Raw genomic sequence first — 13,912 nt, forward strand, 5'->3', positions numbered from 1 at the left:
GTGCGTACACTTCCTTCTCGTGCGGCCCGGCAGACGGGCCGAGGAGGAGGGGGACGGTGGCGCTGCCCGACGGTCTTCGGCGTCCGATGCTCGGCAATCCGCGGCACGCGGCCCTCGACGTGTACCGGCACCTCAAGCAGCTGATCGTCGAGGGTGACCTCTCGGAGGGCACCGAGCTCAAGCAGGCGGAGCTCGCCCGGCTCTTCGACGTCAGCCGGACACCGCTGCGCGAGGCCTTTCGCATGCTGCAGGCAGAGGGCTACGTGGAGTACACGCCCAACCAGCGCGGACGGGTACGCGGCCTCAGCGCGCAGGAGGTCGACGAGCTGTACGGCTCGCGGATCCTGCTGGAGTCGCTCGGCGCGCGCGTGACGGCCGGCCGGCTCACGGATGCCGAGGTCGATCGTGCGCACGAGCTGCTCACGCGCCTCGACGACGCGCACCGGCGCGCGGAGATGTCGCAGTGGCTCGCGGACCACCGCGAGTTCCACCGCGTCTGCGCCGCACGCACGGGGCAGACGCTGCAGGACACGGTGAGCACGTTCCATGAACGAAGCTCGCGGTACATCCGTAGCTACCAGCGCATGCACCCCGAGGCGTTCGCGCGCGGCCATGCCGAGCACCAGGAGATCCTGGCGGCGCTCGAGGAAGGTGACCCCGATCGTGCGGGCCACGCGATGGCCGTGCACCTCGAGCACTCGAGCCGTGCGATGCTCGGCGACATCGACGCGGCCGTGGAGCCGCACGCGATCACGCAGGCGCTGGCCATGGCGAAACGGCGTTCGGACGACCACGCCTAGTGCTCCATGAGCGCCGGATTGATGGGCCCCCAGCTGTTGACGGCCATGAGGTCGACCTCCCACGTCTTCGGGTACTGCGGGAACTCGGTGTGCCAGGGACGAGGCTCGAAGTACCCCTTCTCCTCGTCCACGATCTGGTCGAGCTGGGTGAACAGCTCGATGAGATGACCGTCCGGGTCGTAGTGGTAGCTGAAGACGTTGTGGCCCGGCCCGTGGCGCCCCGGCCCCCACTCCAGGTGGTACCCGTTCTTCGCCAGGTGGTCGAACATCGTCTGCTGGTGGTAGAGGTCGCGCATCTCGTAGGCGATGTGATGGAGGCCGGTCCTCTTCGTGCTCTCCATGAAGTTCGCCGCGTGATGGTCGGCGTTGCACCGCATGAAGACGAAGAAGTCGCCGATGGTGTCCGACCACCGGAACCCGAGGAGCTGCTGGTAGAAGGACTGCATCTCGCGCAGGTCGGGGACGAAGGCGGCGACGTGGCCCAGCTTGTTCGGGCGCAGGGGAGTGTGGCCCTCCACCCCGCTGCCCGACTGCTGGTCGAACAGGTGGATCGGCACACCGGTGCTCGGTTCCTTCAGCACGAGCACGTCGGGCGTGGACGGGGCGATGTCGGAGCGACGTTCGACCTCGTAGCCGGCGGCCCGAAGGTTCGAGAGTGCGGTCGAGAGGTCGCCGCTGATCTCGTACCCGACGGATGAGCGCGCGACTGCCTCTGCCGATCTCGTGACCACCACGGAGTGGTGGTCGAACGAGGTGGTCAGGTAGGCGGTGTCTCCGGCGTGCTCGACGAGCGCGAAGTCGAGCACGTTCGTGTAGTAGTCGACGAGCCGATCGACGTCGGGGGTGTCGAACTGGACGTAGCCCAGCTTGGTGACGGTGACTGCGGAGGGGGTCTCACCTCGAAGGTCGGCCATGTGCTCTCCCGTGGGTTGGTTGGACGGCGACGGCGCCTACCGGGTGAAGGGCGAATAGCGTCGCACTAACTGTATACACTTGTGACGGTCGGGGGAAGTGGTGGCGGCGGAGCGGGTGGCGGCGACGGGCCCGGGCCGTCACCCGGACTCGTCCGGCCGGGACGTCAGCCGTCCGGCAGCAGTTGCTCCATCGGGATGCCGGACACGAGCATGCCTTGGTCGAGCATGAGGTCCATGACCGTCTGGATCTCCTCGGCCGTGATGGTGTCGTGGTAGGCCGGCGGTACGAGGTTCGCCTGGACGTCCGGCGGCAGCTCCATGTAGGTGGAGAGGATCTCGCGGGTGGCGTCCGGGGTGTCCTGGGCGAACGCCTGCGACTCGTTCATCGCCGCGGAGAACTGCTCCACCAGCTCCGGGTCGGACTCCATGAGCTCGTGCGAGGTGAAGTACACGGCGATGTTGAAGTTCTCGTCGATCGGCGTGTAGGCGGACGTGATCGAGACCAGCCCGGCGTTCTGGGCGAGTGTGACAAACGGCTCCACCACGAACGCCGCGTCGACCTGGCCGTTCTCGATCGCCGCGGCCATGTCCGGGAACGGCAGCTCGGTGAACTCGATGCCCGCGTAGTCGGCGCCGGCTGCTTCCACCACACCGCGCACCGTGGCGTCGCCCACGCTGTTGAGCGTGTTGACCGCGACCCGTGTCCCCTCAAGGTCCGCGGCCGACTCGATGCCGGAGTCGGGCGAGACGACGATACCGGAGGTGTCGGCGTCCGCATCGCCGGTCGAGCTCGACGCGTTGGCCACGACGGGGAGGGCGAAGCCGTTCTCGTGGGCGCTCAGCAGCGCGACCGTGTTGCCGAAACCGAAGTCGTACTCGCCGCTCACCACGCCGGGCACGGCCACCGCGCCGCCCTGAGGTGTACTGCCGAGCTCGACGTCGAGCCCGTGCTCCTCGAAGATGCCCTCCTCGATGCCGAGGTAGAGCGGAGCGGTGTCCACGATCGGCATGGCGACCACCGAGATCGTGGTCAGCCCGTCGTCGTGAGGATCGCCGTCGCCGCCCGCGATGCCGCCCTCGTCGGTGTCGTCAGAGGCGGGTGTCTCGCCGTCGTCGCCGCACGCGGCCATCATGAGTGCCAACGCTGCGATCGTGCTGAGTGCTGTCAGGTGCCTACGCATGGAGTCCTCCCGCATCGCGATGCCCGGCTCGACGTCGAGCCGTGGCTCATCCTGTATCGCGTTGGCGATTAGCGTCAAGATTGTGTCGCAGGTTGTGCGACGCCCCCTCATTCACGGACGGACGAAGCTTGGCTGAATCGTGATGTTCTTGCGCGTGGCGACCCGAGAGCGTCGAGCGTCGACACGAACTGAGGGTGTACGCACCCTCCCCAAGGTGTATACACTCACTGCTCACAGCAACACCGTCGGTTCGTCGTCGCACCACGGGGCGGGTGGCAGCGACCTCCCGGAGGGCCGGTGGATCGCGTGCCGGCGGGTGCGCGGTCAGCGATGCCTGGCCCGCCGGACAACCCACTCTCTGACGACTTGCGAAGGAGCAAGGAATGTCGACTGCAGCACCTGCCAGGCCTGTGACCGCAGGCGTCGAGATCCGATCGGTCGGGAAGGAGTTCCCGGGCGGGGTGGTGGCGCTCGAGGACGCCTCGTTCGACGTGCCGGAGGGGACGTTCGTGGCCCTCGTGGGACCGAGCGGCTGCGGGAAGTCGACCCTCCTGCGGCTGGTGGCCGGGCTGATCGAACCGAGTGGAGGGTCGGTCACGTACCACGGGGAGCGGGTCGTCGAGCCGAGGGACGACATCGGCTTCATGTTCCAGAAGCCGAACCTGTTGCCGTGGAAGACCGCGCTCGAGAACGTCATGCTCCCGGCCGACATCCGGGGCACGAGCAGGCGAGAATCTCGGCCGCTGGCGCAACGCATGCTCTCGATGGTCGGCCTGGAGGATTTCGCCTACCACTATCCGTCGCAGCTGTCGGGCGGGATGCAGCAGCGAGTGGCGCTGTCCCGACTGCTCTCCACCGGCGCGAACCTGCTGCTCCTCGACGAACCCTTCGGAGCGCTCGACGAGTTCACGCGGGAACGCCTCAACCTCGAGCTCCTCCGCATCCACGACGACCTCCGGCACACCACGGTCTTCGTCACGCACAACATCAGCGAGGCGCTCTTCCTGGCCGACCGGGTCGTCGTGATGTCGGCCCGGCCCGGGCGGGTGAGCGACGTGATCGACGTGCCGTTCGGCCGCTCCCGCACGATGGACATCCAGCGCGACCAGACGTTCGTCGACCTCGTGTTCCGGATCCGCGGCGTTCTTGGGCACCACCTGTGAGCGCGACGGTGACGGGCCCTCCCGCGGTTGCGGAGGGCGCACAGTCGAACCGGTCCGCGCCGCGGCGCCGTCGCACGGCACTCGGACGCGTCGGGCCGCCGCTGGTGTTCCTGGTGGTGCTCGTCGTCGCCTGGGACCTCCTGGTCCGCTACGGCGTCGTGAGCGACTACATCCTGCCGCTACCGGTCGACATCCTGGTCGCGTTCGGGGACCTCGCCTGGAGCGTCGCGCTGTGGCAGCACGCTGCCGTCACCACGTACGAGACGGTGGCGGGTTTCGTCCTCGGATCCGGCGGGGCGTTCCTGCTGGCCGTGCTGTGCGCGCTGTCGCCGCTCATCCGCACGACCATCTATCCGTACATGATCGCCCTGCAGGTGACACCCCGCATCGCCATCACGCCGATCATCATCGCCTGGCTCGGCTTCGGTCCCAACCCGAAGATCGTGCTGGCCGCCACCATCTGCTTCTTCCCGGTCTTCATCAACACACTCACGGGCATGCTCAGCGTCGACGCCGAGCAGCGCGAGATGTTCCGGTCCCTACGCGCCAGCAAGTGGCAGACCTTCCGCCAGCTGCTCCTGCCGAGCTCGCTGCCGATCACGTTCGCCGGGCTGAAGACGGCCATGACGCTCGCGCTCATCGGTGCGATCGTCGGCGAGTTCGTCTCCGCCCAGGAGGGCCTGGGGATGCTGGTCCAGCGCTACACCTCCCAGCTCAACATGTCGGCCGCCTTCGCCGTGCTCATCTTCCTCACGCTTCTCGGCCTCGTCCTGTACCTCGTCATGGAGATCCTCGACCGGGTCTTCGTCTTCTGGAGCCACGACCACCAGCTCGTCGCTCGTACCCGCCGTCTCCGTGCCCGCCACGACCGGGCCGCCAGCACCCAGGAGTCATCATGAGCCGCATACGTCCGCTCGCCGCCCTGACCGTCGCCGCCACGTTCGCCCTCGCGGCGTGCGGTGGCGGGGACTCGACCGCCGACGCCGAGAACGGCGACGGTGGGGGCGACACGACCGCCATCACCTATCTGTCACCGGTACCGCCGTCGGTGTTCATGTTCCCGGCCTTCGTGGCCGAGGCGCTCGGCTACTACGACGAGGCCGGCATCGACTTCACCTACGAGAACATCGGTGAGGACGTCTCGATCACGTCTCTCCTGGTCAGCGGCAATGCCGAGGTCGCCGGGCCCGGCGCGACCGAGGTGTTCCAGGGCCTGGACGCGGGCCAGGAGTTCGTGGTCGTCTACGACCAGACCAAGGTGGCCGCGGAAGGCATCCGGGTGCTCGCCGACAGCTCCGTCCAGTCGGTGGCCGACCTCGAGGGCATGACCGTGGGGACGGCCGACGACCAGGTGCGTTCCCTCCTGGCCGTCGCGCTCGACGCCGAAGGCCTGAGCATGGACGACGTGGACACCGCCGCCGTCGGCACGAGCGCAGCGACGGTGCTCAACGCGCTGGAGGGCGGCAGCATCGACGCGTACGTCGGCAGCGTCCTCGACTTCGCGGCACTCCAGGCCGCCGGCATCGAGCTGCGCGACATCACGCCGGAGGATCTGGCCGAGAGCCCTGCGACGTCGTTCGCCGTGACCCCCGAGTTCCTCGAGGGCAATCGCGAGGCGCTCGAGGGGTTCGTCCGCGCCTGGTCCATGGCGCTGCACGCCGGGCAGGAGTCCCCCGAGCTCGTCGAGGCAGTCATGCGCGAGGCGGCCCCGGAGGAGTGGCAGGACGACGAGCTCGGGGCGGCGACCCTCGACGTCGCCTTCGAGCTCCAGCGGCAGGGCCCGGACGGCTACGGCAGCATCGAGACGGAGAGCTGGCAGGACGCGATGGAACAGGCCGTCCTGGCCGGCGACATCCCCGAGGCGATCGAGCTGGACTCGTTCATCGACGACTCGTTCATCGAACCGGCCAACGACTTCGACCGCGCCGAGGTCGAGGCGGACGCAGCGGCGTGGCTCGAGGAGAACACGTGAGCCGCCTGCGCACCGTCCGGACGGCGATCTTCCCGAGCGCGGCGAGCGTGCACATCTGGCACGCGCAGGCTTCGGGGATGTTCGAGGAAGCCGGGCTCGAGGTCGCGGTGCATGAGGTCCGGTCGTCGACGGAACAGCTGGCGCTCTGGGGCGCGGGCGAGGTCGAGGTCATGCATACCGCCGTCGACCACCTCTTCGGCCGCCGAGAGCGCGACCCGGTCGCCGTCCGACGGGAAGGGCTCGGTGCGTTGACGGTCTATGGCGTGGAGGGGGCCTTCGACGCCGGGAGGACGGCACGTTGGGCTGTCGACGCGGCTGACAGCGCCTTTGCCTTCGTGCTCCGAGCGGTCCTCTCGGCTGCGGGCCTCGAGGTGCGCGGAGAAGACCTGTACGAGGTCGGCGGCACCGCCCAACGGTGGAAGGCCCTGAAGGACGGGAACGCGGATGGTGCGACCCTGCACGCACCGTTCGACACCTGGGCACGACGGGCTGGGCTTGTCGAGATCGGTAGCCACCTCGACCATCTGCCGCACCTTGCGACCACGGCACTTGTCGCGTCCCGGCACGAGCTCGATTCACCGGGAGTCGCCGCGTACGTCGATGCGCTCGACCGGTCGCGTCAGTGGCTGCTCGACGCCGGGCCCGAGCCGATCGCGGCGATGCTCCGGGACAAGAGCTGGGACCAGGAAGCTGCGCTCGACGCGGCGACGGCCATGTGCTCTGACGCGGGTCTGGCCGCCTGGTCGGGACTCGCGACCGGTGTCGAACGCGCATTCGAGCTACGAGAGCGCTACGGCTCCCCGGTGGTCCGCTCGGCGGAGGACGTCGTGGTTGAAGCCCCGATCCGGGCCACCTGAGGGGCGTGACACTTCGCTCGCGATGCGCCGGTCGCCTACTCGCTCGCTCCGCGCACCGACTTGCGGCCTGGTCTCCGCGTTCCGCGGCAACAGCCGCGAACTGCTCATGGAGCGGTCGGTACCGCGCACGCATCGGTGCGACCCGGCAGCCGGCCGCGGTTCCGGGCGACGACGCCGTAGAGCGCGACCGCGAGCGGCCGCACCGGCCGCGCGTCGAGCACGGCACCCGCCACCCGCAGCCACGCCGGACCCGTGCGGAGGGCGGCGGCGATCGCCCGTGCCCCGTATCTGACCTCGCCGGACGGGAGGACGAACGGGATCTCCCGGGTCGCGCGATCGGCGTCGACCCCGAGCGCGGCGAGGTGCCCCGGTCGCATCGGCGCGATGCCGCAGGTCATGCCGCGGCGGGCGAGCCACAGGGCCAGGCGCGTGCACACGCCGCAGTCGCCGTCGTAGAGCAGATGGCCGTCGGGCATGCCCCCACGCTACCCGGGGGTCCCGGCGGCCGCTCAGCGCTCGACGAGCGCGAGGACGCGCACCGGCGAGCCGGACCCTCCGACGATCTTCAGCGGCGCGGTGAGGATGAGCGCCCCGGTCGTCGGGAGCCGGTCGAGGTTCTGCAGCTGGGCCAGCCCGTACTTGCCCGCGCCGAGGAAGAAGTGGTGGCAGGGGAAGAGCGGGTCGAACCCGGCGGCGGCACCGGCGTCGGTCCCCACCGTCTCCACGCCGAGCCCCTGCAGCGGCGTCTCCTCGGCGACCCAGCGGGCGGCGGCCGAGGACAGTCCGGGGCTCGTCGGCCCGGAGTCGGTGCGGTTGATCATCTCCTCCTGGGTGATCCGTGCCGACCAGCCCGATCGCACGAGCAGCCACCCGCCGTCGGGCAGGGAGCCGATCTCCTCGGCGAAGGCCTGCACCCGGTCGACGTCGAGGATGTAGCCCGGGTCCGCCTCGACCTCGGCGGTGATGTCGAGGACGACGGCCGGCGCGACGAAGGCGCGCAGCGGGACCGACGAGATGTCGTCGCCGTCCTTGCCGCTGACCCAGTGGTTGGGCGCGTCGAAGTGGGTGCCGGTGTGCTCGCCGGTGCGGAAGTTGTTCCAGTACCAGGCGGGCCCGCGGTCGTCGTACCGGCTGATCTCCTCCAGCTCGAAGGGCGCGGTCTGGCCGAACTGCTCGGGCAGCTCGAGGACCGGGGTCTGCGCGGTCAGCGGGGCGGTGAGGTCGATCGTCTCCACCGCCCCCGAGCTCAGCGCGGCGGTGAGCGCGGAAAGGACGGACGGCTGCTGCGGTGCGGTCACGGTGGTCTCCTTGGGGAGGCGGTGCGGTCGGTGGTGCGGGCGGTGGCGTGGGACGTGGTGGCCCGTCAGGGCACGACGGCGGTGGCCTCGATCTCGACGAGCATGCCCGGTACGGCCAGCCCGGTCACGCCGATGATCGACTGGGCCGGGTGCTGCTCGCTGCCCTGGACCTCCTCGATGGCGGCGGTGAGCGTGGCGAACTCGGTCGGTCGGGTGGTGTAGACCGTGCGGCGAACGACGTGCTCGAAACCACCGCCGACCGAGGCCAGCGCGATCTCCAGGTTGCGCATGGCGTGGACGGTCTGCTCGTGCAGGTCCTCCCCGCCGAGGACCTCGAGGTCCGGACCCAGCGCCGCCTGGCCGGCGATGTACACCGTGCGGCCGGGCGGGGCGATGGCGACGTGGCTGAAACCGGGCGCCGGGTGCAGCTCGGCGGGGTCGACGAGCTCGCGCTCCTCGGACATGGTTCTCTCCTCCGGGGGGTGAGGGGTCGTGGGTGGATGGCGGTCGGGGGCGGTCCACGCCGCGTGACCGGGGGGATCGCCGGTCGACGTCGACCGGCCGTCACCTGTCCGCCCCCCCAGACAGCGGCGCCGCGCGATGTGTTGTGCGACACCATAGAGCGGCAGGCGGTGGCGCGGAGCCCCGTCTCACTCGGGCGGTACGGATCCGACGACGAGAGGTGCGCGATGACCGAGGACGTGGCCGGGGGCCGACAGGTGGACGCTGCGGTGCGACCGGGCGCCGACGCCGCGCCCGCATCGACCGAGACACCTGCACCGGCCGGGTTGCCCGACGGCGCGACCGTCGCCGACCTCGTCGGCTGGGCGCTGGCCCGGCTGGGGGTGGGCCACTGCTTCGGCGTCGTCGGCTCGGGGAACTTCCACGTCACCGCGGCCCTGCGCGCCCACGGCGTGCCGTTCACGGCCGCGCGGCACGAGGGCGGCGCCGCCGTCATGGCCGACGCCCACGCGCGCATGTCCGGACGCGTCGCCCTGGTCTCCGTCCACCAGGGCTGCGGACTGACGAACGCCCTGACCGGGATCGTCGAGGCCGCCAAGTCGCGCACCCCGATGATCGTGCTCGCCGCCGAGACCGCGGGCGCGGCCGTGCGGTCGAACTTCGCCGTCGACCAGCCCGGGCTCGCCCGCGCCGGCGGAGCCGTCAGCGAGCGCGTGCACGGCGCGGGCAGCGCCCTGGCCGACGTCGTCCGGGCCTTCCGCACCGCCCGCGACCAGCGGCGCACCGTGGTGCTCAACCTGCCGCTCGACGTCCAGGCTCAGCCCGCTCCCGCCGTCGACGCCCGGCTGCTCGACCTGCCGCCCACCCGCACCGTGCGACCGACCGCCGAGGCGGTCGATCGGCTCGCCGACCTGCTCGAGCGCGCCGAGCGGCCCGTCCTCGTCGCCGGCCGCGGTGCCCGCGCTGCCGGCCCGGAGATCCGCGCGCTCGCCGAGCGCTCCGGCGCGCTGCTGGCGACCTCCGCCGTCGCCAAGGGTCTCTTCCACGGCGACCCCTTCGACCTGGGCATCTCCGGCGGCTTCTCCTCCCCGACGACGGCGGAGCTCGTCGCGGGGGCGGACCTCGTCGTCGGGCTGGGCTGCACCCTCAACATGTGGACGATGCGCCACGGCCGCCTCATCGGCCCGGACGCCACCGTCGTCCAGGTCGACGTCGAGGACGAGGCGCTGGGGGCGAACCGGCCGGTCGACCTCGGCGTCCTCGGGGACTGCGCCGAGACCGCCCGTGCGGTCACCGCCGAGCTCGACCGGCGCGCGGCCGGAACCGTCGACGCCGGGACCGGCGACGCCGGACCCGGAGATGTCGGGACCGGCCGGCCCGCCCCCGACCGGCGCACCGGCCCCGGTTACCGCACCGCGGAGGTGCGCGGGCGGATCGCCGCCGGCGCCCGCTGGCGCGACGTCCCCCACGACGACGCCTCCACCGGCGAGCGGATCGACCCGCGCACCCTCACCGCCGCACTGGACGACCTCCTCCCGGCCCAGCGGGTCGTGTCCATCGACTCCGGCAACTTCATGGGCTACCCCAGCCAGTACCTGTCCGTGCCCGACGAGAACGGCTTCTGCTTCACCCAGGCCTTCCAGTCGATCGGCCTGGGGCTGGGCACGGCCATCGGCGCCGCCCTCGCCCGACCCGACCGCCTGCCGGTCCTGGGCACCGGCGACGGCGGCTTCCTCATGGCGATCTCCGAGCTGGAGACCGCCGTCCGGCTCGGCCTGCCGCTGGTGTGCGTGGTCTACGACGACGCCGCCTACGGCGCGGAGGTCCACCACTTCGGCGTCGACGCCGAGGGGGCGCCCACCGGTGCCGACCTGTCCACCGTCACCTTCCCCGAGGTGGACCTGGCGGCGATCGCCCGCGGCTACGCCGCAGACGGCGTCACCGTGCGCACCCGGGAGGACCTCGACGCCGTGCGTACCTGGCTGGCGGGGGAGCGGGACCGCCCGCTCGTCGTCGACGCGAAGATCACCTCCGACGGCGGGTCCTGGTGGCTCCAGGAGGCCTTCCGCGGCCACTGACCCGGGCATGCGCCCGGACGCATGCCCGTTCGCCCCCCGGCCCGCTGGCGCGCGACCTCCCGGCGAGGGCTACGGTGTCGGGCGGACCGGACGCTCAGCCCGTGTCCTCGCCGACCCGGAGGATCCATGGAGCTGACCGAGCTCGCCCTGCTCGCCCTGGCCGCCGTCGGCGCCGGTGCCATCAACGGGGCGGTGGGCTCGGGCTCGCTCGTCACCCTGCCGGTGCTGCTCGCGCTGGGCCTGTCCCCGGCGACGGCGCTGATGACGAACGCGATCGGGATCCTGTTCTCCGCCGTCGGGGGCACGGTGCGCTACCGGGACGACCTGCGCGCCGAGCGCCACGAGATCGGCCCCCTCATGGTCTCGGCCGCGGTCGGCGCCGCCCTGGGCTCGGTGGCGCTGCTGCTGTCCCCGCCCGGTGCCCTGCGCGTGGTGGTGCCGGTGCTCATCGTCGTCGCGATCCTGCTCGTCGCCCTCCAGCCCTGGTTCGTCGGCCTGCTGGCCCGCCGGCGCGAACGGCGGGTCGCGGCGGGTCTCGCCTCCCCCGACGCCCATCCCTACCGGGGCGCGGGACTGCGGGCGTCCCTGTTCGGCGCCGCGATCTACGGCGGCTACTTCACCGCCGCCCAGGGGATCCTCTACATGGGGCTGCTCGGGGCGTTCACCGGGCGCCCGATGCGGCAGGTCAACGGCGTGAAGAACCTCCTCGGCGCGATCGTCAACCTCACCGCCGCCGTGCTGTACACGGGCGCCTTCTTCCTCGGTCACGCCGAGGTGGTGTGGGTGGCCTCGCTGGCAATCGCCCTCGGTTCGGGCATCGGCGGGTACCTGGGGGCGGACGTCGCCAAGCGGCTCCCGTCGGCGGTGCTGCGCGCGATCATCATCGTCGTCGCGCTGTTCGCGCTGGTGCGCGAGCTGGTCTGACCTGAGGCGGGCCACGGCCGGACCGGATGGGGCCCCTCGACCTGCGGACCCGATCCCAGCGGATCCGAGCGCCGCGGGCCCGAGATCTGCGGACCCGAGACGTCGCGCCCGGGGCAGGTCGACCACCTGCCCCGGGCGCAACGTCATCGGTCCCGTGCGGTGACTAGTTGTTGTGTCCACGCAGGTTGGGTACGAGGTCGGCTGGTGATCTGCCGCCGAGTGCGGTGTGACCGCGGTGGTGATTGTAGGTGTGGAGCCAGTCGGTGAAGCTTCCAGCACGGTCTGACTCGGAGGAGTAGGGCCTGACGTAGGCCCATTCCTCGAGGAGGGTGCGGTTGAACCTCTCCACCTTCCCGTTGGTCTGGGGGCGGTAGGGCCGGGTTCGTTTGTGCGCGATGGTCTCGCCGAGGGCGTTGGCGAAGGTCCGGGAGCGGTAGCAGGCGCCGTTGTCGGTCAGTACCCGCTGGACGGTGACCCCGACCGAGGCGAAGTAGGCGTTGGCACGCTGCCAGAATGCGGCGGCGGTCTCCTTGCGTTCGTCGGTGAGCAGCTCGCTGTAGCCGAGCCGGCTGTGGTCGTCGACGGCGTTGTGGATGTACCAGTAGCCGATCTTGCCGCGCTTGGTGTTCTTCCGTCCGACTGCCCTGCCCAGCACCCTGTGGCCGCCGCCGTCGGGGATCTTGCCGAGCTTCTTGATGTCGACATGGACCAGGTCGCCGGGCGCGTCGTGGACATAGCTGTTGACCTTGCGCCGGGACCACTTGATCCGGACCCCGGACCCCGGTGGCCGGGTCGGTCCAGGCCAGCGGCGGGCAGGCGTAGCGGCGCAGGATCTTGTGCACCGTGGAAACCGCCATCCGCAATCGGTAGGCGATCCGAGCCGGCCCCCAGCGCCGCGAGACCCGCAGCCCGATCACGCGCCGCTCGACACGGGTCGCGGTCCGATGGGGCGAGAGAGCCGGCCGGGAGGATCGATCTACCAAGCCGGCGCGGCCCTCGGCCAGGTACCGATCGGGTCTGCTGAAGGTCTGGTTGACTTCCTGACTGCTCTGCGAAGCGGAGAGGATGGTCCTCGTGCCGAAGATCTACTCAGAAGAGCTCAAGGCCAGCGCGCTGGAGCTGCTGGATCAGGGAATGACTCAGAAGCAGGTGTGCCAAGACCTGGGGATGTCGAAGTCGGCGCTGCAGGCCTGGGTCAACGAGTCTCGCCTGCGAGAACGCGGCTTCGAGCCCGCTCACGGGCAGAGCGCCGGGGACGGTGGCGAGCAGACGAGGATGCTGAAACGGATCCGGGAACTGGAGCAGGAGAACGAGATCCTGCGCAAGGCGACCGCGTATCTCTCGCAGGCCAACCTCGCCCCTGGGCAGTCGCGCCCAAAATGATCTACCCGCTGGTCCTTGACCTTGCTGCTGCCGGGATCCCGGTCGCGGTGACCTGTCGGGTACTCGGCTTCTCCAAGCAGGGGTTCTACCAGTGGCGCGCGAACCCTGTCAGTGCTCGGGACATCGACGAGGCCTATCTGCTCAATGCGGCCTATGACATCCACGCCGACGATCCGGAGTTCGGGCACCGGTTCATCGCCGACGAGCTCCAGGCCGCCGGTCACGTGGTCTCGGAGCGGCGCGTATGGCGGCTGTGCTCCCAGCAGCGGCTCTTCTCTGCCACCGTCCGACGAAAGAAGCGCTACGGCCGACCCGGCCCACCGGTATGCGATGACCTGCTCGAGCGGGACTTCACCGCCGAGAGCGTCAATGCCAAGTGGTTGACCGATATCACCGAGCACCGCACCGGTGAGGGCAAGGTCTACCTGTGCGCTGTCAAGGACGCCTGCTCGGGCAGGATCGTCGGCTACGCCATCGACGCCCGCATGACATCGGACCTGGCCGTAGCAGCCGTGCAGGACGCGGTCGCACGCCGCCATGGAGCAGCCGCGGTGGCTGGCTGCATCGTCCACAGCGACAGAGGGTCGCAATTCCGTTCCCGGAAGTTTCAGCTCGCTCTCAAGCATCGCGGTCTTGTCGGTTCCATGGGGCGGGTGGGGGCTGCCGGGGACAACGCGGCGATGGAGAGCTTCTTCGCCACGCTGCAGAACAACGTGCTCGACCGGAAGCGATGGGCCACCCGCGACGAGCTCCGACTCGCGATCGTGCACTGGATCGAGCGGACCTACCACCGTCGCCGACGGCAACGTCGACTCGGCAAGCTCACTCCGATTGAATACGAACTCGCCCACCACCAGGCCGTCACACTAGCGGCCTAACC

Annotated in this window: 12 protein-coding genes and 2 pseudogenes; 8 read left to right on the forward strand and 6 right to left on the reverse strand. The window is 70.5% G+C overall.

The features are described 5' to 3' along the window. Positions 1-56: 56 nt before the first annotated feature. Positions 57-800, forward strand: a complete 744-nt coding sequence (locus tag AC3D3D_RS09370) for a GntR family transcriptional regulator (protein ID WP_463663576.1) — start codon at positions 57-59, stop codon at positions 798-800. Here the strand turns inward: AC3D3D_RS09370 and AC3D3D_RS09375 are convergent. Then, the gene (locus AC3D3D_RS09375; protein ID WP_463663575.1) at positions 797-1,714 is read right to left on the reverse strand and encodes a VOC family protein; all 918 of its coding nucleotides are present in this window, start codon (positions 1,712-1,714) and stop codon (positions 797-799) included. The genes AC3D3D_RS09370 and AC3D3D_RS09375 overlap by 4 nt on opposite strands. A gap of 164 nt (positions 1,715-1,878) precedes the next feature. Further along, on the reverse strand, positions 1,879-2,847 hold the full coding sequence (locus AC3D3D_RS09380) for an ABC transporter substrate-binding protein (RefSeq protein ID WP_488512635.1): 969 nt from the start codon (positions 2,845-2,847) through the stop codon (positions 1,879-1,881). A 431-nt stretch (positions 2,848-3,278) separates the two neighbouring features. Between AC3D3D_RS09380 and AC3D3D_RS09385 the strand changes: the two genes are divergently transcribed. The 4 genes from AC3D3D_RS09385 to AC3D3D_RS09400 all read left to right on the forward strand — a co-directional run bounded on the left by AC3D3D_RS09385 (position 3,279) and on the right by AC3D3D_RS09400 (position 6,887). Further along, positions 3,279-4,058, forward strand: coding sequence for an ABC transporter ATP-binding protein (locus AC3D3D_RS09385; RefSeq protein WP_463663573.1), 780 nt, complete (start codon positions 3,279-3,281; stop codon positions 4,056-4,058). A 113-nt stretch (positions 4,059-4,171) separates the two neighbouring features. Continuing rightward, positions 4,172-4,957: an ABC transporter permease gene (locus AC3D3D_RS09390; RefSeq protein ID WP_463663572.1), complete on the forward strand. Its 786-nt coding sequence runs from the start codon at positions 4,172-4,174 to the stop codon at positions 4,955-4,957. Further along, positions 4,954-6,030, forward strand: coding sequence for an ABC transporter substrate-binding protein (locus AC3D3D_RS09395; protein ID WP_463663571.1), 1,077 nt, complete (start codon positions 4,954-4,956; stop codon positions 6,028-6,030). The genes AC3D3D_RS09390 and AC3D3D_RS09395 overlap by 4 nt, the downstream gene beginning before the upstream one ends. Beyond that, the gene (locus tag AC3D3D_RS09400) at positions 6,027-6,887 is read left to right on the forward strand and encodes a substrate-binding domain-containing protein (protein WP_463663570.1); all 861 of its coding nucleotides are present in this window, start codon (positions 6,027-6,029) and stop codon (positions 6,885-6,887) included. The genes AC3D3D_RS09395 and AC3D3D_RS09400 overlap by 4 nt, the downstream gene beginning before the upstream one ends. A 104-nt stretch (positions 6,888-6,991) precedes the next feature. Here the strand turns inward: AC3D3D_RS09400 and AC3D3D_RS09405 are convergent, their stop codons facing one another. The 3 genes from AC3D3D_RS09405 to AC3D3D_RS09415 all read right to left on the reverse strand — a co-directional run bounded on the left by AC3D3D_RS09405 (position 6,992) and on the right by AC3D3D_RS09415 (position 8,649). After that, positions 6,992-7,363 (reverse strand): thiol-disulfide oxidoreductase DCC family protein, encoded by a 372-nt coding sequence (locus tag AC3D3D_RS09405; RefSeq protein ID WP_463663569.1) that lies wholly within the window; start codon positions 7,361-7,363, stop codon positions 6,992-6,994. 33 nt (positions 7,364-7,396) lie between these two features. Further along, positions 7,397-8,185: a cyclase family protein gene (locus tag AC3D3D_RS09410; protein WP_463663568.1), complete on the reverse strand. Its 789-nt coding sequence runs from the start codon at positions 8,183-8,185 to the stop codon at positions 7,397-7,399. 65 nt (positions 8,186-8,250) lie between these two features. Next, on the reverse strand, positions 8,251-8,649 hold the full coding sequence (locus tag AC3D3D_RS09415; RefSeq protein WP_463663567.1) for a RidA family protein: 399 nt from the start codon (positions 8,647-8,649) through the stop codon (positions 8,251-8,253). A 225-nt stretch (positions 8,650-8,874) separates the two neighbouring features. Between AC3D3D_RS09415 and AC3D3D_RS09420 the strand changes: the two genes are divergently transcribed. After that, positions 8,875-10,725: a thiamine pyrophosphate-binding protein gene (locus AC3D3D_RS09420; RefSeq protein ID WP_463663566.1), complete on the forward strand. Its 1,851-nt coding sequence runs from the start codon at positions 8,875-8,877 to the stop codon at positions 10,723-10,725. Between the two features lie 126 nt (positions 10,726-10,851). Continuing rightward, on the forward strand, positions 10,852-11,649 hold the full coding sequence (locus AC3D3D_RS09425; protein WP_463663565.1) for a sulfite exporter TauE/SafE family protein: 798 nt from the start codon (positions 10,852-10,854) through the stop codon (positions 11,647-11,649). A 163-nt stretch (positions 11,650-11,812) separates the two neighbouring features. Here AC3D3D_RS09425 and AC3D3D_RS09430 read toward each other — a convergent pair. Then, positions 11,813-12,662 (reverse strand): annotated as a pseudogene (locus AC3D3D_RS09430) (IS481 family transposase); the annotation flags it as partial. A gap of 61 nt (positions 12,663-12,723) precedes the next feature. Here AC3D3D_RS09430 and AC3D3D_RS09435 point away from each other — a divergent pair. Then, positions 12,724-13,910, forward strand: a pseudogene (locus AC3D3D_RS09435) (IS3 family transposase). The last annotated feature ends 2 nt before the right edge of the window (positions 13,911-13,912 follow it).

The organism is Georgenia sp. X1117 (genome assembly GCF_057784635.1).